Consider the following 21,628-nt stretch of genomic DNA (forward strand, 5'->3'; position numbering starts at 1 on the left):
CTGCCTGCCATTAACAGCAACGAAAGCCGCTACATCGGGAATTATTGGAATGACCCAGTGATTTTATTTCGTTTGCGAGCGTCGCCCGATGTTTGTTTGGATACGGCCATCATGATCCCCCGGAGTCAGGGCCAGGCCGATGAGCGAACACATCAGCGAATCCATTTCGTTTGTCCACAGCATGACGTTATCCCACGGCCGCAATGCCGAAGTCTGGGACACCACCGGCAAGCGCTACATCGACTTTGTCGGCGGTATCGGCGTGCTCAATCTGGGGCATTGCAACCCACAGGTGGTCACGGCCATTCAGGATCAGGCGGCAAAGCTGACCCACTACTGCTTCAACGCTACGCCTCACGATCCGTATATCCGCTTCATGCGGCAACTGACGGAGTTCGTACCGGTGAGTTACCCGCTGAGCGGCATGCTCACCAACAGTGGTGCGGAAGCGGCGGAAAATGCCTTGAAGATCGTACGTGGCGCGACGGGCCGCACGGCTGTGATTGCCTTCGATGGCGGCTTTCACGGCCGAACACTGGCAACCCTGAACCTCAATGGCAAGGTGGCGCCCTATAAACAGAAAGTCGGCGTGCTGCCCGGCCCGGTCTTTCACATTCCGTTTCCCAGCAAGGACAACGGCGTGACCACAGAGCAGACGCTAAAGGCACTGGACCGACTGTTCAGCGTAGAGATCGATGTCAACGACGTGGCCTGCATCATCTTCGAACCGGTGCAGGGTGAAGGCGGTTTTCTGGCCATGGAGGCGGATTTTGCTCAGGCGCTGCGAGCGTTCTGCGATGAACATGGCATCGTATTGATCGCCGACGAAATTCAGTCCGGTTTCGGCCGTACCGGGCAGCGCTTTGCGTTCAGCCGGCTGGGCATCGAGCCGGACCTCATCCTGCTGGGCAAAAGCATCGCGGGCGGCATTCCGCTGGGCGCTGTGGTCGGTCGCAAGCATTTGCTCGACAACCTGCCCAAGGGCGGGCTGGGCGGCACCTATTCCGGCAACCCGATCGGTTGCGCTGCGGGCCTGGCCTCGCTGGCGCAGATGACTGATGCCAATTTATCCACCTGGGGCGAACAGCAGGAAAACGCCATTGTTTCGCGCTACAACGCCTGGCAGGCAGGCAAGCTGTCGCCGTACCTGGGCAGGTTGACCGGCGTGGGCTGCATGCGCGGTGTCGAACTGATCACAGCGGATGGCCAGCCCGGGACCCGGCAGCTTGCCGACCTGTTGGCCTCAGCGAGGGACGCTGGCCTGTTGTTGATGCCCAGCGGCAAGGCGCGGCACATTATTCGCCTGCTGATCCCGCTGACCATCGAGCCCGATGTTCTGCACGAAGGGCTGGATATTTTCGAGCGTTGCCTGGCAGCGCTGGCTTGAACACGTACGGAGAAACCATCCTGATGAGCACTGCACGCTTTGCCGACCCGGACCAGATCCGCGCGGGCTTTTCTCGCGCCATGTCGCAGATGTACCAGCACGAAGTGCCGCTGTACGGCACGCTGATGGCGCTGGTCAGCGAGGTCAACGCACAGGTCATGAGCCGCGACAGCCAGGTGCTGAGCAGCCTGCGCCAGACCGGCGAGATCCAGCGGCTGGACATGGAACGCCACGGCGCGATTCGCGTCGGTACGGCTGAGGAACTGGCCACCCTCGCCCGCCTGTTTGCGGTGATGGGCATGCAGCCGGTCGGTTATTACGACCTGACCGAAGCCGGTGTGCCGGTTCACTCCACAGCTTTTCGTGCCGTGCATGAACAGGCGTTGCAGGTCAGTCCGTTTCGCGTATTTACCTCACTGCTGCGCCTGGAACTGATCGAGAGTGACAGCCTGCGCGAGTTTGCCAGTCAGGTGCTGGCCAAGCGCAGAATCTTCACGCCCGGTGCCTTGGCGTTGATCGACAAGCATGAGACAGACGGAGGGTTGAGCGAGCCCGACGCTGCAGAGTTCATTCAGCAGGCGCTGGAAACCTTTCGCTGGCATAGCACGGCGACGGTTTCGCTTGACGAGTACCAGAAGCTCAACGTCCAGCATCGCCTGATCGCTGATGTGGTGGCGTTTCGTGGCCCGCACATCAACCACCTCACCCCGCGCACACTGGACATCGATGCAGTGCAAAGCGGCATGCCCGGCAAAGGCATCACGCCCAAGGCCGTGGTTGAAGGACCACCGCGTCGCCAGTGTCCGATTCTGTTGCGCCAGACCAGCTTCAAAGCCCTTGAAGAACCCATCACGTTCATTGGCCAGGGGGGTAGTCAGTCGGGCAGTCATTCGGCACGTTTCGGCGAGATCGAACAGCGCGGCGCAGCCCTGACACCCAAAGGTCGCGCGCTGTATGACCGGCTGTTGAACGAAGCTCGCGACGAACTGGGTGAGTTTCCCAACGAAGCCAACGCCGTGCGCTATGCAGAATTGCTGGAAAAGGCATTTCAGGCTTTTCCGGACAGTCATGATGAAATGCGTAGACAGGGGCTGGCTTACTTTCGCTATTTCCCGACTGAATCAGGTGCTGCCGAGCGCGCATCCGGCAGCCTGGAGCAGCTTGTGGAAGCAGGTCACGTGCGCTTCGAGCCGCTGGTGTATGAAGACTTTCTGCCAGTCAGTGCGGCGGGCATCTTCCAGTCCAACCTGGGTGACAACGCGCAGGCGCATTACGCGACGAATTCGAACCAGCAGGATTTTGAGCGGGCGTTGGGGCGCAATACGCTCAACGAACTGGAGTTGTATGCGGACACCCAGCGGCGCTCGCTGGAGGAATGCGCCAAGGCGCTTGAGCTGAGCAGTCCCGCTTACTAGTGGGAGCAACCAGAGCTGCATGCCTGCGCAGAGCGCCAGCACGATAGTTAAGATGATCGTTCCTCACGCTCTGCGTGGGAATGCAGTTCTCGACGCTCTGCGTCGCAAAAAGAGGACGCAGAGCGTCCGGAACGGCATGCGACGCGGATCGTCGCACGATAGTCACTTTCAAGGGCCATGCAGCCCTTTCTGTGTTCTGTTTAACGCAACGATAAATAAAATTCGCAATATTGGTGTGCAACCTCGCGCTATGCATACTGCGATTGCGTGTGGACAGCAAAGTGCCGTGTTCAAAGGCTCATCCCTTCAAATAACGCACCCTGTAATCCCCTTGCAAAGGCTCGAAGCAGCCTGGGTCTGGATCACGTTCAGACTTCATAAAAATACTCGGCCGGATAACGGCCTCCATGACTTCATGGACTTTCCAACGCTGCCCTGGCGCCTCATCGCGCCGACCTGAAAAACAGAATAACGATTGATAAGGCCTGAAAAAGGCCATTCAGCAGGCAAGGGGATCATCATGCAAAACTCACACGCTGCAGTGTCGGGCGACAATCAGGCCGTTTCATCGACGGTGAAGCTGTATCTCTGGGCCGCCGTTATCCTGATCATTGCCGAGATGATCGGTGCCATCAGTATCCCGCTGGGCCCCGGCAAGGTGGTGCTGCTACCGATGGTGTGGGCGCTGCTGTTGGGTGCGATGGTCGGGATCGCCAGTCGCCGCCTGCCAGGCAGCATCGGTATCGATCACGGCATCCAGCTGCGCTCGGCCTCGATCCTGCAACCCGCCCTGCTGATTTTCATTGCCAAACTCGGTCTTGTGGTCGGCGGCTCGCTGCCGGTGGTGTTCGCCTCGGGATGGGCGCTGGTGTTTCAGGAGTTTGGTCACTTTGTCGGCACCGTGGTACTCGGCCTGCCGGTCGCGCTGCTGCTGGGCATCAAGCGTGAGGCAATCGGCGCGACGTTCTCGGTTGGCCGCGAGCCCAGCCTGGCAATCATCGGCGAGCGCTATGGCATGGACTCCCCGGAAGGCCGCGGCGTACTGGCCGAGTACCTGACCGGCACCCTGTTCGGTGCGCTGTTCATTGCCATCGTTGCAGGCTTTATCGCCAGCCTGGGGATCTTCCATCCCAATTCGCTGGCGATGGGCTCGGGCATCGGCTCGGGCAGCATGATGGCTGCTGCAGCCGGAGCGATTGCCGCGCAGCAGACGCCGGAAGTCGCCAAGGAGGTCATGACGCTGGCGGCGGCATCAAACCTGATCACCACCACCATCGGTACTTATTTCACCCTGTTTATCTCCCTGCCACTGGCAGTGTGGGGCTATCGGGTGCTGGAGCCGCTGATCGGCCGCACCACCAAGGCGTCCATGACTGATGAAGGCCTGCGCCACGGCGATGTGTCGCTGGAGGTTCCGGAACTGGGCTGGGCGGGCAAGATCAGTGCGTGGCTGGCCGCCGGTGCACTGGCGCTGATTGCCAATTATGTCGGCTACAAGACGCTGTCGGCCGATGCATTCACCGGCATGGGCATCATGATTTTCTGTGCCTTCGTCGGCGAAGCGCTGTGCAACCTGATCCGTCGCAAGATCCCGGCGGTGTGCATGGTGTCGCTGGTGGCGATGTTCCTGACTTCACCGGCCTGCCCCTGGGCAGCCGAGATTGCCCGGATGACCAGTTCGATCAACATGCTGGCGGTCATTACCCCGATGCTGACCTTTGCCGGCCTGTCGATTGCCAAGGACCTGCCAGCCTTCCGCCGTCTGGGCTGGCGAATTGTGCTGGTATCGTTCCTGGCCAACTTCGGCACCTTCATCGGCGCCGTGCTGATTGCCGAGATGTTTCATTGATTCTGAAGCGGACTAGATCACTGCTTCGTTCACCAGCCAGTCATGCACGGCGCGGCGTGCCGGAGTAGAAAGCGCGCCCTCACGATAGGCCAGGACGTATTTCTTCCTGGCCTTGATCGGATGCCCGAACGGCACGATCAGCAAGCCTTGTTCCAGTTCGTCGGTAATCAGCGCCTTGCGGGCAATGGCCACGCCCATGCCCATGCGCGCGGCGTCGATGGTCAGGTGGTTGCGGTTGAAGGTGTGACCACGGCGCACGTCGATACCATCAGCGCCGATGGCGGTCAGATAAAACTCCCACTCAGCGTATTCGTAGCTGCCGCGCCAGGCGGTGATGTCGTGCAGCAACGGGAAGTGCACCAGCTGGCTGGGCGTATCGAGTGGCGGCTTGCCCACCAACAGGCTTGGCGAACAGACCGCAAACAGCTCTTCTTCCAGCAACGGCGTGGTCGACAGCCCCGGATAGCTGCCGTCGTTCAGGTCGATGGCCAGATCGAAATCGTCATCGCGTAACGACCCGCTGCTGTCTTCGGCGATGATCCGCAACTGGATGTCCGGAAACGCTTCCTGCAAACGTGGCAGGCGCGGCATCAGCCATTTGCTCAGGAATGATGGAATGCAGCGCAGCTTGAACACCCCGCCGATACGCCCGGAATACAGCAGGCGCAGTTCTTCGCTGATACGGCTCTGCACTTCGTTGGCGACCACCGCCAGACGCTGACCTTCCGCAGTCAGCTCAAGCCCGCGCCCGACCCGGTGAAACAGCGCAAAGCCCAGGCGCTCCTCGAGCTGGCGCATCTGCTGACTGATCGCGCCGGGGGTGACGTGCAATTCTTCCGCGCAGCGGGTGAAGGACAGGTGACGGGCCGCGCAGGCGAACACCTGTAACCAGGCGTGCATCTGTGCGTTGAAGATTCTGCTCATTGAAGAGTTCCGCTAAAGCGTTGCATAGCAACAATCGTTTGTCGTTTCGACAGCCGAAGCCAAAGATGAGTAACAGAAAAAGGGGAATACCAAATTCCCGTGCATCATCTCACCTGAAGGACCTTCGTGATGGCTATCAGCGTCTTCGACATGTTCAAAATCGGCATCGGGCCGTCCAGTTCCCATACCGTCGGGCCAATGCGCGCCGGGGCTCTGTTCGTGACCGAGCTGCGCAACCAGGACCGGTTGCATAGCGTAGAACGTATCGAGGTGCGATTGTACGGTTCTCTGTCGGCCACCGGCATCGGTCATGGCAGCGACCGAGCGACCGTCATGGGCTTGATGGGCGAATGGCCGGACCAGATCGACCCTGGCCAGGTCAACCAGCGCATCGACGCGCTGCGTGCCGATAACCAGTTGATGCTGGCGGGTGAGCAGGCCATCACCTTCGTCTGGGAGCGGGACATGTGCCTGCTCAATGAAAACCTGCCCTATCACCCCAATGGCATGACCCTGTGCGCCTACGGCAAGACTGGTGAAGTTTACGAGCAAACCTACTATTCGGTGGGTGGCGGCTTTGTGATCGATGCCGAACAGGCAGCCAGCGGCGTGCTGGACAACGACACTACTGTTCTGCCCTACGATTTTTTCAGTGGCGCGCAGCTGCTGAAGCTGTGCAAGACCCACGGCATGAGCATTTCCGAACTGATGATGGCCAACGAAAAAGTCTGGCGCAGCGAGGAAGAAATCCGCGAGAAAATCATGGTCATCTGGGCCGCGATGCGCGCCTGCGTCGACAAGGGCCTGCTTGAAACCGGCATCCTGCCCGGCGGATTGAACGTACGCCGTCGCGCCTACCGCCTGCATCAGAGCCTGCAGAATCTCGATAACCCGAACGTGATTGGCTCGACCCTGAGCGCCATGGAATGGGTCAACCTGTTCGCCTTGGCGGTCAACGAAGAAAACGCCGCGGGCGGGCGCATGGTGACTGCACCCACCAACGGCGCGGCGGGTATCGTGCCTGCGGTGCTGCATTACTTCATGAAGTTCAAGCCCACGGCCAATGATGACGACGTGGTGCGTTTCTTCCTGAGCGCAGCTGCGGTCGGCATTCTGTGCAAGAAGAACGCGTCCATTTCCGGTGCCGAAGTGGGTTGTCAGGGCGAAGTAGGATCGGCCTGCGCAATGGCCGCCGCTGGTCTGGCGGAAATTCTCGGTGCCACGCCCGAACAGGTGGAAAACGCCGCAGAGATTGGTCTGGAACACAACCTGGGACTGACCTGCGATCCGGTCGGCGGGCTGGTGCAGATCCCTTGCATCGAGCGCAACGCGATTGCTGCCGTGAAAGCAATCAACGCGGCACAAATGGCCCTGCGCGGCGACGGCGAGCACTTCATCTCGCTGGACCACGCCATCCGCACCATGCGCGATACCGGCGCGGACATGCACGACAAATACAAGGAAACTTCACGCGGCGGGCTGGCAGTCAATCTGATCGAGTGCTGATCGGCTCAAGCGTTTACTGATTCAACAGTGTCGAGCCCGAATAGAATATCCCGCCCAGCGCGATCAGCAGCAAGGTTACGCTGGAGGCGACTTCGATCTTGCGCTTGTACTTCAAGGCCAGTTTCTGGCGCATCAGGAAGATATAGGCGAACAGGATCGACAGATCAATGATGATCCACAGCAACGACAACAAGGCGATGCTGCCCTTGAACGATTCGGTGACGTGAATGAACTGCGGAAAAAACGAGACGAAGAAGATGATGTCCTTCGGATTGGAAATCCCGACCAGAAAACCGGTCACCAGCCCGCTGTGCCTGCTACGCGCAGGCAACGGCGCTGGCGCTGCTTCAGGCGGCGTCGGGGCGTAACGCAACGCCTGTTCCAGCGCCTGCATAGACAGATAGGCGATGAAGAAACAGCCCACCAGGCTGATCCAGTTGAGCATGCTTACGCTCACCGACAGCGTTCCCGTCAGAATCAATGCCGCGACCAACACCAGCACCAGTGATGCCCAGTTGGTGCCCAACGCCGTCAGCATCGCGCGTTTCGGCCCGCACGCCAGGCTGGTATTGACGATCAGTGCCACCACCGGACCAGGGGTGATGATCAGCATGAAGACGCTGAACATGTAGATCAGCAGCAACGATATATCCATGGGTACTCAACGCTCGTTCAAATGGTCAGTCTTGTCGACTTTGATGTGCAGAGGACAACGGGACAGTGAAAGCCCGCCTTCTTCATACAGTTGGTATTGCTTCCATTCCAGGCTGCTACGGTCGCCGAAAAAACCCAGCGTGTCGGGTACCACGCCGTTGTTGTAATCGGCGATTCGCTGGCGAATCTTTTCCCTGACCTTGCGACCACTTTCCGTCTCGGCGCTTGCCACCTCGTCAAAGTTCTCCCGAGGGTTGACCACAAACACAATGTGCCCACCCAGCGAACGGCTTTTCATCGCGCTGTGACGGGGAAAGCTCATGTTGATGAACATCGGCAGTCCGGCGAAGTGATAGGTCCACTCGAACACTTCAGGGTCTGTGCAGGCTTTGGCCGGCCAGGGCGTTCGGTCACCGTCATGTAAATGCTGCAAGGTGGCCCAGGCATAGGCCTGCTCTTCGGCCAAAGTGTTGAAATCGGTTTTCTCGAAAATGACAATCAACGGGTTGAACAGGCGATCTTCAAGTGGCGTGTCATTAACGAACTTCACGTACTCTTCCATGCCGTCACGTAGCGCTTGTTGCTCATTCTCACAGGGGATGAACAGCAGCAGACAACTTCCTGACTTGTTGGCACGGCGTCCAAACAGACAAGGGAAGCCCTTGTCACTCAGCACCTGCTCGAACTGCCTGTAAGCCTGAACCCGCCAGCCCATTTCCAGGGCGGTGTCACTTTCCAGCAAATGTCTTACAACAGATTGGCGCAACAGCTTTTCGGACTTGGGCAGCATATTCCCTCACGCACGCAGCAGATAAGAACACCGCCTTATTGTTTGATTTTTACGACAGTGGACGAGCCGGCGATTCTGACCGGAGACGCGTGCGCGGAAAAATGGAAAAAGGTGTAACCTACTATGACAAATAATCATGGTTAGTTATCACATGACTGAACGTATACCGCCTCTTTACGCGCTGAGAGCCTTTGAAGTAGCGGCCCGATCATGCTCATTTACGCGTGCTGCGCAGGAGCTCTCTCTTACCCAGAGTGCCATCAGCCGCCATATTCGTACCCTGGAAGAAACCCTTGGCTGTCGATTGTTCGAGCGCAATGGCCCGCGGCTTTCGCTCAGTGACGAGGGCCGGCGGCTGTCCAGCCAGCTCAAGATCGGCTTCCGGATTATCGAGGACGCTTGCCAGCCCTTCCGGGGTCAGGGCGCGAATCTGCGCCTCAAATCACCGTCCACCCTGACCATGCGCTGGCTGCTGCACGCGCTGGAGTCCTTCAAAAAGCCTGCACCCGCCCTGCCGGTGCAGCTCTCCAGCGTATGGATGGACTTTGATAGCGTGGACTTCTATTCGGAGCCTTTCGACTGCGCGATTCTGCTGGGCAATGGCAACTTTGGTGCCGAAGTGGAAACCTGCAAGCTGTTCGATGAATGGCTGATTCCGATCTGCTCGGCAGACACGTTAGGCGACCAGCCGTGGGGAACAGAGAGGCTGCAGGCCGCTGAACTTATCCATCCGTCCAGCGACCGCCGCGACTGGCGGCGCTGGCTGAACCGGATGGACCTCTCCGGTCAGGTGACGTTGAGCAAAGGCAAGGTGTTCGACACGCTTGATCAGGGCATTACTGCTGCGGTCAGAGGGCACGGCGTGTCGATTGGCGATCTGTTTCTGGTCGCTGATGACCTGAACGAAGGCCAGGTTTTTCTGCCGTTCAACTCGGCGGTTGGCACCGGGGATGCCTATTACCTGGTCTGGCTGCAGGACAGCTTCAAGCGCCAGCGAGTGCTGGAACTGCGCGACCACCTGCTGACCTGCCTGCCGGACATATCCGGTATTGCAGTGGAATTGCTCGCGGCACCTTGAAGGAGTGCGTTCCCGGTGGGAGTGAGCTTGCTCACGAAGAGGCCGGTACACCCCATAAAAAAGGGCGTCTGGACCACTGCCTTCGTGAGCAAGCTCACTCCTACGGCATATGTATGCGAGCCATCAACTCAGCGGCAGACACTGCTCCACCAGCGATGTCCAGACCGCCACACCCGGTTCGATAACCTGATCGTTGAAGTCGTAATACGGGTTATGCAGCGCCGCCGACGGTTTCTCGCCATCGACGCCCATCCAGATGTACGCACCCGGGCAGGCATGCAGCATGAAGGCGAAGTCTTCGGAGGCCATCGACGGGTTGCAGCCCCACTGCACGTTGTTCTCCCCCACCGCTGCGACCGCTGCGCGGCGGATCGTAGCAGCGGCATCGACGTGGTTTTCAGTCACCGGATACCCCACGTTGTAGACCAGTTCGCCACGCACCCCGAAGGCCGTCGGCAAACGCTCGACGAACTCGCCGATCAGTTGCTGAACCTTCTCGCGCACCGGCGTTTGCAGACAACGCACTGTGCCGCGCAAAACCGCGGTTTCCGGGATGACGTTGATCGCCTCACCAGCATTGAACTGAGTGATGCTGACCACCGCCGAGTCGAGCGGTGACAGGCGCCGGGAGACAATGGTTTGCAGCCCCAGCACCAGTTCGGCAGCCGCCACGATCGGGTCATTGCCCTTGTCCGGCATGGCCGCATGGCTGCCCTTGCCGGTCAGGGTGATTTCGAAGGTGTCCAGCGACGCCATCATCGGCCCCGGATTGATCACCACCTTGCCAGCAGGCACGCCCGGCCAGTTGTGCAGACCGTAGATCGCTTCCATAGGAAAGCGCTCGAACAGGCCGTCTTCGATCATCCGTTGCGCGCCGCCGAGGTTTTCCTCGGCAGGCTGAAAGACAAAATGCACCGTGCCGGCAAACCGGCGGGTTTCCGACAGGTGCCGGGCGGTGGCCAGCAGAATCGCCGTATGTCCATCGTGTCCGCAGGCGTGCATGCAGCCCTTATGGGCCGACTTGTGCACGCTGTCGCCCAGTTCCTGAATCGGCAGGGCGTCCATGTCGGCACGAATGCCGATGGTCGGACCGTCGCCATTGCGCAGGGTGCCGACCACGCCAGTACCGCCCAGGCCGCGGTGCACCTGAATGCCGAAGCTACTCAGCAGATCAGCCACCTTGTCCGAGGTTTTCAGCTCCTGAAACCCCAGCTCCGGCGCAGCGTGGATCGTGCGGCGCCAGACAGTTGCTTCGTCGATCAGTGTCTTTGAAATGGGCATGTACTTACTCCAGACTCGCGCCGTAGCCAAAACTGGCGGCGGGCTTGGCGGCGGTTTCGACCCAGACGCTTTTCACTTCGCTGTACTCGCGCAGCGCATCCAGACCGGAAGAACGGCCATAACCACTCTCACCATAGCCGCCAAACGGCGAGCTGACGTGAATCGTCTTGTAACCGTTGACCCAGAACGTCCCGGCACGCACTTGCTTTGCAACGCGGTGAGCGCGCCCGACATCACGGGTCCAGACGCCACCGGCCAGGCCGAAACGGCTGTCGTTGGCGATGCGGATCGCGTCTTCTTCATCCTTGAACGGAATCGCTACCACCACCGGGCCGAAGATTTCTTCCTGCGCACAATGCAGCTCGTTGGTGCCCGCCAGCACCGTCGGATTGACGTAGTAACCCGGCTTGTTCGGGATCGGATCGGCCTGCTCGCCAACCAGCCTTGCGCCGTCTTTCAATGCACGCTCGACCATGTTCTTCACGTGGTTATACTGCTTGGCATTGTTGATCGGGCCAATCTGGGTGTCCGGGTCGCCGGGGTCGCCGACCTTGAACTGAGTTGCCGCCACCGCCAGCGCTTTGGTGAACTTCTCGAAAATCGATTCCTGCACCAACAGCCGTGAGCCGGAGACACAACTTTGCCCGGCACCGGAGAAAATCGCCGCCTGAGCGCCACGCAAGGCCACTTCCAGATCCGCATCGTCGAACACGATGTTGGCTGACTTGCCTCCCAGTTCCAGCACCGCAGGAATGCAACGCTGCGCCGCAGCCACGGCGATATGGCGACCGGTCGCTGGCGAGCCGACGAACACCACCTTGCGAATGTCAGCCTTGGCAATGAACGCCTGGCCGATGGAATGACCGAAACCGGCAATCACGTTGACCAGCCCTTTCGGTACGCCCGCGCGCTCGATCAGCACACCGACCATCAGCGAGCTGAGCGGCGTCAGTTCCGACGGTTTGAGGATGACTGCGTTACCCGCCGCAATCGCCGGGGCGATCTGCCAGCCGCAGGTGAAGATCGGCGCGTTCCACGGGGTAATCTGCAAAACCGTGCCCAGCGGTTCGTAGGTCACGTAGTTAAGGTGTGTGGTCGGCACCGGGATGATTTCGCCATGCAGCTTGTCCGCCCAGCCGGCGTAATACTCGAACATCTCGGCTACCTTGAGCACTTCGACGCGGGCATCGCGGATCGGCTTGTTGGCGGTCAGGGATTCGATCTGCGCGAGGTTTTCCAGCTCTTCGCGAATCAGATTACCGACTTGGTACATCGCGCGACCCCGCGCCTGAGCGGTCAGCGCCCACCATTGCTGCTGCGCAGCCTTGGCGGCCTTGTCGGCGACGTCGACCAACGACTCGTCGGCGTCCGGAAAACTCAGCAGCAGGCTGTCGTCATGGGCATTGCGCACTTCGACAGGCGCACCGTGACCTTCGATGAACTGGCCGCCGACGTAGCTGGCGATGACACTGCGATCGCCCCAGTAAGGACGCATCAGTTCAAGAATTTTTGCAGTGCTCATCGCTTATTCTCCATGACCGTAAAGTTTGCCATCGGTGCGTTGCACGATGGCGCAGAAGTCTTCGTTGTCCGCCAGGGTTTCGCTGCTGGCCTGCCACAATTGCGCGACGACCCGCGACAAAGGCAGGTCCATGTCGAGGCTGTCCGCCAGATCGCTGGCCAGGCCAACGTCCTTGCGCATCAGGCCCATGGTGAAACCCGAGTCATACGCCTTGTTGAGCACCCAGGTCGGGAACATCACTTGCGTGGCTCCGCTGCGCCCGGAACCGGCGTTCAGGCCTTGCAGGAGTTTTTCCGGGTCAACACCTGCGCGCGCCGCCATTGCAACGGCTTCGGCAGTGCTGATCAGGTGGCAGGCGGCGAGCATGTTGTTGGCGATCTTGGCGACATTGCCTGCGCCACATTGCCCGACGTGCACGCGTGTCCCGCTCATGCCTTCCAGGATTGGCATGGCGCGCGCCAGGTCGGCGTCCTCGGCACCGATGACCATCGACATGGTGCCGGTGGCTGCGCCTTTCGGGCCGCCCGAGACCGGTGCATCGATAAAGGCAATGCCGGTTTTGGCCAGTTCGGCGGCGACCTTGCGGCTCATTTCCGGTGTTGATGTGGTGGTATCGACTACGATCAAGCCCTTGTGACCGAACTCGCTGATGCCACCCGCACCAAGGCACACCGACTCCACATGCTCGGCCTTGGGCAGCGACAGGATCAGAATGTCCACGCCTTGAATCAGTTGTTTGCGGTCGGCAACCGGCTTGACGCCTTTGCTTTCAGCCTGGGCCAGCGCAGCCTGCGACAGGTCGAAGCCGCTGACATCAAAGCCCTTGCCCGCCAGCGTCGCAGCCATGCCGCCGCCCATGTTGCCCAATCCGATCACACCTGCTTTCAAAGTCATGTCTGCATCCCGATCAAAGATTTTGTACGAATTAGAGGATGACGCTGCGGGCCCCTTCGGCCTGCAATGTGCTGATGATTCGAGTATGGACAGCGCTCTCCCCTCTCAGCAATAATCCAAAAATCGAATTTATGTTGCCTTTAGCGCAACACTGGAAGCCCATGAGCCTCGTTCAAGATCGACGCATCCTGTATTTTTTCGAAGCCGTACGATTGGGCAGCGTCCGGGCTGCTGCCGACTTCCTCAACGTTGCGCCTTCGGCGGTCAGCCGTCAGATCGCGCAACTGGAACAGGAGCTGGGCTCGCCATTGCTCGAGCGTCATCGTCGAGGGGTGAAACCTACCGAAGCAGGCGACAAGGTGCTGGCCTATTACCGCCAGCGGCTGACGCAGCAGGAGGTCTTGCTGGACTCGATCCAGGCGCTGAAGGGCCTGCACAGCGGCTCGGTGACACTGGTGTCCGGAGAAGGTTTTCTTGAAAGCCTCGCCCAGCCGCTGGCCCGGTTTTCCGAGCTGTACCCGCGCATTGAACTGCTCGTGAACGTCTGCGGCAGCAACGAGGTAATTCGCCAGGTGGTGGAGGACGAAGCGCATATCGGCCTGGTCTTCAACCCCGCTGCCGACCCGAAAATCCGCTCTCACGCCCATCAGCGCAAGCCGGTGTGCGTGATCACCGCACCCGATCATCCGCTGACGCAAGAGCAGGCTCCGATAGAGCTGCGGGCACTGGAACACTACCGTGTCGCGCTGCCTGCGGTATCCTACGGCATTCGCCAGATTCTTCTGCAGGCCGAACATCAGCTGGGTGTCACAGTGCAACCGACCCTGACCTGCAGCACCTTCGCCATGCTCAAGCATTTCGCCATGCAGGGTGGCGTCACGCTGCTGCCGACCTTCGTTGTAGAGGAAGAGATAAAGGCCGGAAAACTGCGCGCCCTGCCCTTGCAGCATGAGGTGTTCAGCAGCCCGCAGACGCATTTGATCAGCCGTCTGGGTCGCCAGCTCAGCGTCGGTGCCAACCGCCTGATGGGCATGCTGTTGCAGGACATGACGGCGTTTCGCAATTGACCTACCGTTAGTCCCGCATCGACCAATCGCGCTGAACCAACAAAATCCTCATGGTTCATCTTCAGTACGGATCAGAACTTCTGCTGCCATCGAGGATTAATCATGAGAGCTTTGACTTACCACGGCGCGAACAGTGTGAAGGTCGACACGGTGCCGGACCCGGAAATACAAGAAGCCGACGACATCATTCTGAAAGTCACCGCGACCGCAATCTGCGGCTCTGATCTGCACCTGTATCGCGGCAAGATACCCACGGTGGAACACGGCGACATATTCGGCCATGAGTTCATGGGCATTGTCGAAGAGACTGGCCCGGCGGTTACTGCTGTGCAGAAAGGTGATCGCGTAGTGATCCCTTTTGTGATTGCTTGCGGCAGCTGCTTTTTCTGCAACATCGACCTGTTCGCAGCCTGTGAAACCACCAACATCGGGCGTGGCGCGATCATCAACAAAAAGTCCATTCCGCCAGGGGCAGCACTGTTCGGCTTCAGTCATCTGTATGGCGGTATTCCCGGCGGCCAGGCTGAGTACGTGCGTGTGCCAAAGGCCAATGTCGGCCCGTTCAAAGTGCCTGGCACACTGGCTGACGAGAAGGTTCTGTTCCTTTCCGACATTTTGCCCACAGCCTGGCAGGCGGTAACCAATGCGGGGATCGGCCAGGGCTCAAGCGTCGCCATCTATGGCGCTGGCCCGGTGGGCCTGATGAGCGCCGCATGCGCAAGAATGCTCGGTGCCGAGAAGATATTCATGGTCGATCACCACCCGTATCGCCTGGCCTACGCGCAAAAAACCTATGGTGTGATCCCGATCAATTTCGATGACGACGATGACCCGGCCGACACCATCATCCGTCAGACAACTGGCATGCGCGGCGTGGACGGTGTGGTGGATGCAGTCGGTTTCGAAGCCAAGGGCAGCACCACCGAAACCATTCTGGCCACGCTGAAACTGGAAGGCAGCAGTGGCAAGGCATTGCGTCAGTGCATCGCAGCGGTAAGGCGTGGCGGCGTGGTGAGCGTACCGGGCGTTTACGCAGGGTTTATCCACGGCTTCATGTTCGGCGATGCGTTCGACAAGGGCCTGACGTTCAAGATGGGCCAGACCCATGTCCATCGCTTCATGCCTGAACTGCTTGAGCACATCGAAGCAGGACGACTTGAACCCGAAGCCATCATCACCCACCGCATGTCGCTGGAAGATGCCGCGAAGGGTTACAAGCTGTTCGACAAGAAGGAAGAGGATTGCCGCAAGGTGATTCTGACTCCGGGTAATAACACCATTGTGCTTCCGGATACTGAAACCGAAGCGCTGGTTGCGGGGGGTGTGCCGGCCATGTGAGGCGCGTGCCCCGCGGTGCTTCGCCCGTTCAAGATCGGACGCAGAGCGTCCAGAAGTGCGCTACCACGTGGAGCGTGGGAGCGATCGCCACATGCTCCGTCGCTAGAGAACGCGGAGCGTCCAGAAGATAGTGGTCGTTGAGACTATCGTTCCCTACGCTCCAGCGTGGGAATGCCCCTCTGGACGCTCTGCATCCGATCTTTGTGCTGCGGAGCATCACCCAAAGCGTGTGTCAGTGCATTTGCGAACGCACATTTTATCGGCTCAGGTAGGCAAATCGTCCTTTGAACGGTTTGCCGATGGGGTCGGCCAGGTCGCCGTGTTTGCTGGTGCTCAGCCCAAGGTCTACAAGAGACTCCGCCAATTTCACCGCCGCCGCCACGCCGTCGATCACCGGCAGACCAATCGCTTCACTCAATTGCCTGCCCAGATCCGCCATACCGCCGCAGCCCAGCACAATGGCACCGGCCCCCTCTTCATCGCGTGCCCGGCGAGCCTGTTCGGCCATGCACTCGATCAGTTCAGGTCCGCTCTCTTCCAGCGCCAGCACCGGCAGATCGATACAACGTACCGAGGTGCACAGCTCGCTGAAGCCATAACGCTGCAACAGGTGCTCGGCGATGATCCGTGTTCGGGTCAGCGTGGTGACCACTGCGAAGCGGGTGGAAATCAGGCTGGCCATGTGAAAGGCCGCTTCGGCAATGCCGATCACAGGTGCGCTGGCGTACTCGCGGGCTGCCAACAGGCCGGGATCGCCGAAGCAGGCGATGATGTGCGCATCAACCTGTTGCTCACGGCCTTTGCGTATTTCTTCCAGCACGCCCAGGGTCGCTATCGCTTCGTCAAAATGACCTTCGATAGACACCGGGCCATCATCGGGGCTGCACGCAAGAATCTGCGTACCGGGGCGCGCAATGGCTTGCGCCGCGAGGCCAATCTTATGGGTCATGGCTTCGCTGGTGTTGGGGTTGATTACTTGAATACGCACCGGAACTCCTTCAGCGCCGTTTGAAAATGCTATGAAAATCCACTGCTTCGCTCACCGGTGCATCTACCTTCAGGCTGGCGCGGATACGGCGCAGATGCTCGGCCATCCATTCGCGGGCCTGCTCGCCCTGCCCGGCTTCGAGCAAGGTCAGCAAGTCAACGTGCTGACCACAATCACAGCCAACGCTGCGCCGCGAACCGTACACCGCCACGATCAGCGATGAACGCGTAGTGAGCTGTGCGACTTGCTCGGTCAATACCTGATTGCCCGCCAGCGCGCTCAACTGCACATGAAAGCGCGCCGACAGCTGAATAGCTTCGCTGTGACGCCCGGCGTGTTGCGCCTCATGTTCCTGGTCACAGAGCGTACGCAGTGATTCCAGACGCTGGCCGCCTACCCGTGCGGCGATATCGGCCATCAGCGCGGGTTCGATCAACTGCCTGGCACCCAGCACATCCTGCGCTTCCTGCGCCGACGGTTGCGCGACCTCTGCGCCGCGCTTGGGACGCAAGGTCACCAGCCGTTCCAGGGCCAGACGCTGCAAGACCTTGCGAATGCCGGTCCGGCTGATCTCGAACACTTCAGCCAATGCGTCCTCGGGCAAACGCGTGCCTGGCGCAAGCCGATGCTCGACAATTGCTTCCAGCACGTGCTGGTAAATTTGCTCGTCACGGCCTTTTTCATCGGCAGCGGGCGTCAGGAACAAGGGAGCGCTGGCAGGTCGGGTCATGGTTTCGTATCACTATTTTGGTACAGATCGTATACAGGAATAGTGCCCGATGTATCACTTGATGAATAGCGCTATCTAAACCGCCCGGCAAACCTCGACCGACTCTCAAACCTGCAAAATCGCACCGAAAATGGGCCGCTGCGCTCCTTTAATGTGCGCTTTAAACGCTATGACGAACGCGTCCATTGCGCCGACCTTTCCGCACTAAAACGCCAGCTGGCATCGCGCGGCTCGACTTTTTGCCAGTCAAAAAACGCATGGCACATCTTTTGCGTACACGATCGTATACAAAAACATCATCGATCGTACCCCGATCCCGTCACGACTCATCGAGGGAGTAGCGCTATGACAGACCAACGCCCGGCCGGATACAGCCCGCGCCTGCACAACCATGACCTGGGGCCGGTGCCGCAGAAGTGGACCTGGTACAACATCCTGGCGTTCTGGATGAGCGACGTGCACAGCGTCGGCGGATACGTTTTCGCGGCCAGTCTGTTCGCTCTGGGCCTGGCCAGTTGGCAAGTGCTGATCGCGCTGCTGGTGGGGATCTGCATCATTCAAGTGATTGCCAATCTGGTCGCCAAACCCAGCCAGCAAGCCGCCGTGCCCTACCCGGTCATCTGCCGCCTGGCCTTCGGCGTTTTCGGTGCCAACATTCCTGCAATCATCCGCGGGCTAATTGCTGTGGCGTGGTATGGCATTCAAACCTATCTGGCGTCCAGCGCACTGGTGATCGTGGTTCTGCGCTTCTTCCCGGAACTGGCTGCGTATCAGAACGTGACCTTTCTCGGGCTGTCGTGGCTTGGCTGGTTCGGCTTTCTGGCGTTGTGGGTGGTTCAGGCTGCTGTGTTCTGGACCGGCATGGAGTCGATCAGACGTTTCATCGACTGGGCCGGTCCTGCCGTTTATGCGGTGATGTTCGCGCTGGCAGGCTGGATTGTCTGGCGCGCCGGCTGGGATAACATCAGTTTCACCCTGGCTGAAAAAGAGTTATCCGGCTGGGCGGCCTTCGGGCAAGTGGTCATGGCCATCGCGCTGGTGGTCTCATACTTCTCCGGCCCGACCCTGAACTTCGGTGATTTCAGCCGCTATTGCCGCAGCATGGCTGACGTGCGCCGCGGCAATTTCTGGGGCTTGCCAGTGAATTTTCTGGCGTTCTCACTGGTGACGGTGGTGATTGTGTCGGGCACGCTGCCGATTTTCGGTGAAATGATCCACGACCCTATTGCCACCGTAGCGCGTATCGATAACACCACCGCCGTGCTGCTCGGCGCATTTACTTTCGTGACCGCCACTGTCGGCATCAACATCGTCGCCAACTTCGTTTCCCCGGCCTTCGACTTTGCCAACGTCGCCCCCAGCCGCATCAGCTGGCGTGCAGGCGGCATGATTGCTGCCGTGGCGTCGATCTTCATCACACCCTGGAACCTGTTCAACAACCCTGAAGTGATTCATTACACCCTGGACGTGCTTGCGGCCTGCATCGGTCCACTGTTCGGCATCCTGCTGGTGGATTACTACCTGATAAAGAAGCAGCAGATTGATGTCGACGCCCTGTTCGATGACACGCCAAGCGGTCGCTACTGGTACACCAATGGCGTGAACTGGATCGCGGTCAAAGCGCTAGTGCTGACGGCGCTGGTCGGTCTGTGCTTTACCTTTATCGAGTGGTTCAAGCCCATTGCCAACTTTGCCTGGTTCACCGGTTGCATCCTGGGTGGCGCACTGTTTTATGCGATGACCCGCTGGTCTCCGGCGCAGGCTGCCAACCTGCCTGCGCCTGTCGGCCAGAACTGAGAACTGCCGAGGCGCTGGGCACCTGACCGGGACCAGCGCCTGCACTTTGCACAAAGACCCCTCCCCTCGTGATATCAGTGCTTTCAGCTGGCTCGGCAAGCCCGGCATGGGCTGAAAGCACGGCCCCGCGCGTGCCCCATAGAAAACAGTACACCTATCAAATGATATTAATTTAATATCACTTCCAGACCAAAACCATAGAATGATCAGGTGTCACTGATCGCCTGTAAGGCCTGAGGCACAAAATAGAATAAAATTTGTACAACTTTCAGGCTGCTGCGCTGCCCTATGACTGAGTCTTTGTGAACCAGGCGTTCAAGTGGGTCGATAGTAATGAGCAATGATGTTTCCGGCGGCATGCCATTCGCCCCCCAGCCACTCCGTCCATCGGCGCAGGAAGCCGCCGAGCGGCTGCAACTCGCCCTGGATTCAGGCGCAGTGGTGGGCACCTGGGTGTGGGACGTCGTTGCTGATCGACTGACGGGCGATGAGCGGTTTGCCAGGACATTCGGCCTGTGCCCCAAGCTGTGTGCCAAAGGGCTGCCGCTTGAGCTGGTGACCGCGTCCATTCACCCTGACGACTCGCTCAGGGTCGACAAGGCTATCGAAGAAGCACTGCTCGGCGGCGATACCTACCGATGCGAATACCGGGTTCGACACCAGGACGGCATTTATCGCTGGGTTGAAGCCAGCGGAAAAATTGAACGCGACAGTCACGGCAAGCCTGTTCGCAGTCCAGGCGTAGTGCTTGATATCGACAGCAGGCGTGGCGCTGAAGCCGAGCGCGACCGGCTGAACGAGTTGCTCAAGATATTCACGGCAGCCGTGCCAGGCGTTGTCTACGCCAAGGACCTGGAAGGCCGAATGCTGGTTGCCAACCGAGGCACCGCTGAATTGATCGGCAAGCCGCCAGACTTCTTCATCGGCAAGACCGACATGGATTTTCTGGATGACAAGGAGCAGGCGCGGATCCTGATGGAAACCGACCGCCGGATCATGCAGAACAACGCCGCCGAACAGATCGAAGAACGGGTCAATCTGGCTGATGGCTCAGCAGCGGTATGGCTGTCCACTAAAGCCCCCCTGCTCAATGGCAGCGGCGAAGTCATCGGCCTGATCGGCTCCTCCATTGATGTAACGGCAAGAAAAACAGCCGAAGAAGCCGTCAAGGAGCTCAACCAGACGCTGGAACAACGCATCGAACAAGCCGTTTTCGAACGTGAGCAGATTGAGGATGCCCTGCGCCACTCACAGAAGATGGAGGCCGTCGGGCAACTGACAGGCGGCATCGCACATGACTTCAACAACCTGCTGGCTGGCATTTCCGGCAGTCTCGAGCTGATCACCAAACGACTGGCCCAAGGCCGTGTCGGCGATGTAGACCGGTATGTGTCGGTCGCTCAGGGCGCGGTACGGCGTGCGGCTTCGCTGACTCACCGACTACTGGCGTTTTCACGACGCCAGAACCTGTCCCCGAGAGTCACCAACGTCAACGTGTTGATTCAGGACATGGAAGAGCTTATTGCACGCACGGTCGGCCCGGAAATAGATATAAAAGTCGTTGCCCACGATGACTTGTGGCCTGCGCTGATCGATCATGCCCAGCTGGAAAGTTCGTTATTGAACCTGTGCCTGAACGCCCGTGACGCAATGCCCAATGGCGGGCGCATCATCATCGAAACAGCCAATGCGTCCATTGAAGAATGCACCGACCCGGACCATGGCATTCCTGCCGGCGAGCACCTGAGCATCCGCGTCACAGACACTGGCATGGGTATGAGCCCGGACACCGTCGCCAAGGCGTTTGAACCGTTCTTCACCACCAAACCCATTGGCGCCGGGACCGGCCTGGGCCTGTCGATGGTCTACGGTTTTGTGCGCCAGTCCGGCGGTCAGATCCGGGTCGAGTCGGTTGAGGGCCAGGGCACCAGCGTGGTCATGCACCTGCCACGCCATATTGCTGAAAACGCTCCACGCGCTGCCGAGCCCGAAATAACCGAAGAGCCAGCGCACCACACCGGCGAGACCGTTCTGATCGTTGATGACGAGCCCTCGGTCAGAATGCTTGTCGCCGAAGTGATCACCGGTCTGGGCTACAACTGCCTGGAAGCAGCCGACGCCCAGTCAGGCTTGCAGATCCTGCAGTCAGATACCCGCATCGACCTGCTCATCAGTGACATCGGTTTGCCGGGCGGCATGAATGGCCGGGAAATGGCCGACGCTGCGGGTGACTGCCGGCCGGGTCTGCCGACACTGTTCATCACCGGCTACGCCAAGACTTCAGTGCTGGACGACTGCCACCTGCGGCCATGCACACAAGTGCTGACCAAGCCGTTCGGGCTGGATGCGCTCGCCGGGCGAGTGACGGGCCTGATTGGCGCGGATGCAGCCGCTCGCGGCTATTGATA

General features: G+C 59.5%; 17 protein-coding genes. 9 read left to right on the forward strand and 8 right to left on the reverse strand.

Annotation, left to right across the window (positions count from 1 at the left end):
- Window positions 1–139 precede the first annotated feature (139 nt).
- The 3 genes from AO068_RS23425 (at window position 140) to AO068_RS23435 (ending at window position 4,651) form a co-directional block, all read left to right on the forward strand.
- Window positions 140–1,387 carry a 2-aminoadipate transaminase gene (locus AO068_RS23425; protein WP_058409601.1) on the forward strand — a complete coding sequence of 416 codons (1,248 nt, stop codon included), beginning with the start codon at window positions 140–142 and terminating at the stop codon, window positions 1,385–1,387.
- Between the two features lie 23 nt (window positions 1,388–1,410).
- The gene (gene hglS, locus AO068_RS23430) at window positions 1,411–2,802 is read left to right on the forward strand and encodes a 2-oxoadipate dioxygenase/decarboxylase HglS (RefSeq protein ID WP_058409602.1); all 1,392 of its coding nucleotides are present in this window, start codon (window positions 1,411–1,413) and stop codon (window positions 2,800–2,802) included.
- A gap of 520 nt (window positions 2,803–3,322) precedes the next feature.
- A complete protein-coding gene (locus tag AO068_RS23435; protein ID WP_058399981.1) occupies window positions 3,323–4,651 on the forward strand; it encodes a DUF3100 domain-containing protein in 1,329 nt (442 codons plus the stop codon).
- Between the two features lie 12 nt (window positions 4,652–4,663).
- On the opposite strand, the gene AO068_RS23440 is transcribed toward AO068_RS23435, so the two are convergent.
- On the reverse strand, window positions 4,664–5,575 hold the full coding sequence (locus tag AO068_RS23440; RefSeq protein ID WP_002554369.1) for a LysR substrate-binding domain-containing protein: 912 nt from the start codon (window positions 5,573–5,575) through the stop codon (window positions 4,664–4,666).
- Between the two features lie 129 nt (window positions 5,576–5,704).
- Here AO068_RS23440 and AO068_RS23445 point away from each other — a divergent pair, with 129 nt between their 5' ends.
- The gene (locus AO068_RS23445; RefSeq protein ID WP_058409603.1) at window positions 5,705–7,081 is read left to right on the forward strand and encodes an L-serine ammonia-lyase; all 1,377 of its coding nucleotides are present in this window, start codon (window positions 5,705–5,707) and stop codon (window positions 7,079–7,081) included.
- A 13-nt stretch (window positions 7,082–7,094) separates the two neighbouring features.
- On the opposite strand, the gene AO068_RS23450 is transcribed toward AO068_RS23445, so the two are convergent.
- Both AO068_RS23450 and AO068_RS23455 read right to left on the reverse strand, forming a co-directional pair.
- Window positions 7,095–7,736, reverse strand: coding sequence for a LysE family translocator (locus tag AO068_RS23450; protein ID WP_058409604.1), 642 nt, complete (start codon window positions 7,734–7,736; stop codon window positions 7,095–7,097).
- A 6-nt stretch (window positions 7,737–7,742) separates the two neighbouring features.
- Window positions 7,743–8,525, reverse strand: a complete 783-nt coding sequence (locus tag AO068_RS23455) for a YqcI/YcgG family protein (protein ID WP_058409605.1) — start codon at window positions 8,523–8,525, stop codon at window positions 7,743–7,745.
- Window positions 8,526–8,676: 151 nt separating this feature from the next.
- On the opposite strand from AO068_RS23455, the gene AO068_RS23460 reads away from it, so the two are divergent.
- A complete protein-coding gene (locus AO068_RS23460; RefSeq protein ID WP_032609679.1) occupies window positions 8,677–9,603 on the forward strand; it encodes a LysR family transcriptional regulator in 927 nt (308 codons plus the stop codon).
- Between the two features lie 123 nt (window positions 9,604–9,726).
- Here the strand turns inward: AO068_RS23460 and AO068_RS23465 are convergent, their stop codons facing one another.
- Genes AO068_RS23465 through AO068_RS23475 form a run of 3 tightly spaced genes read right to left on the reverse strand, consistent with a single transcriptional unit; the run spans window position 9,727 to window position 13,300 of the window.
- The gene (locus AO068_RS23465; protein ID WP_004664392.1) at window positions 9,727–10,884 is read right to left on the reverse strand and encodes a M20 aminoacylase family protein; all 1,158 of its coding nucleotides are present in this window, start codon (window positions 10,882–10,884) and stop codon (window positions 9,727–9,729) included.
- A 4-nt stretch (window positions 10,885–10,888) separates the two neighbouring features.
- The gene (locus AO068_RS23470; protein WP_058409606.1) at window positions 10,889–12,406 is read right to left on the reverse strand and encodes an aldehyde dehydrogenase family protein; all 1,518 of its coding nucleotides are present in this window, start codon (window positions 12,404–12,406) and stop codon (window positions 10,889–10,891) included.
- Window positions 12,407–12,409: 3 nt separating this feature from the next.
- Window positions 12,410–13,300, reverse strand: a complete 891-nt coding sequence (locus AO068_RS23475; protein WP_058409607.1) for an NAD(P)-dependent oxidoreductase — start codon at window positions 13,298–13,300, stop codon at window positions 12,410–12,412.
- A 161-nt stretch (window positions 13,301–13,461) separates the two neighbouring features.
- Here AO068_RS23475 and AO068_RS23480 point away from each other — a divergent pair, with 161 nt between their 5' ends.
- Window positions 13,462–14,367, forward strand: a complete 906-nt coding sequence (locus tag AO068_RS23480) for a LysR family transcriptional regulator (RefSeq protein ID WP_057403112.1) — start codon at window positions 13,462–13,464, stop codon at window positions 14,365–14,367.
- 102 nt (window positions 14,368–14,469) lie between these two features.
- Complete coding sequence (locus tag AO068_RS23485; protein WP_058409608.1) at window positions 14,470–15,705, forward strand: zinc-dependent alcohol dehydrogenase; 1,236 nt, start codon at window positions 14,470–14,472, stop codon at window positions 15,703–15,705.
- Window positions 15,706–15,961: 256 nt separating this feature from the next.
- Here AO068_RS23485 and AO068_RS23490 read toward each other — a convergent pair whose 3' ends face one another.
- Together AO068_RS23490 and AO068_RS23495 are read right to left on the reverse strand one after the other, a co-directional pair.
- On the reverse strand, window positions 15,962–16,693 hold the full coding sequence (locus AO068_RS23490) for an aspartate/glutamate racemase family protein (RefSeq protein WP_002554379.1): 732 nt from the start codon (window positions 16,691–16,693) through the stop codon (window positions 15,962–15,964).
- A 10-nt stretch (window positions 16,694–16,703) separates the two neighbouring features.
- Entirely contained in the window at window positions 16,704–17,423 is a 720-nt protein-coding gene (locus tag AO068_RS23495; RefSeq protein ID WP_058409609.1) for a GntR family transcriptional regulator, read from the reverse strand.
- Between the two features lie 345 nt (window positions 17,424–17,768).
- Here AO068_RS23495 and AO068_RS23500 point away from each other — a divergent pair, with 345 nt between their 5' ends.
- Window positions 17,769–19,220, forward strand: a complete 1,452-nt coding sequence (locus AO068_RS23500; protein ID WP_058409610.1) for an NCS1 family nucleobase:cation symporter-1 — start codon at window positions 17,769–17,771, stop codon at window positions 19,218–19,220.
- Window positions 19,221–19,553: 333 nt separating this feature from the next.
- On the forward strand, window positions 19,554–21,626 hold the full coding sequence (locus AO068_RS23505; RefSeq protein ID WP_058409611.1) for a hybrid sensor histidine kinase/response regulator: 2,073 nt from the start codon (window positions 19,554–19,556) through the stop codon (window positions 21,624–21,626).
- Window positions 21,627–21,628 lie beyond the last annotated feature (2 nt).

This window comes from Pseudomonas sp. ICMP 3272 (assembly GCF_001466905.1).
Taxonomy (GTDB): domain Bacteria; phylum Pseudomonadota; class Gammaproteobacteria; order Pseudomonadales; family Pseudomonadaceae; genus Aquipseudomonas; species Aquipseudomonas amygdali.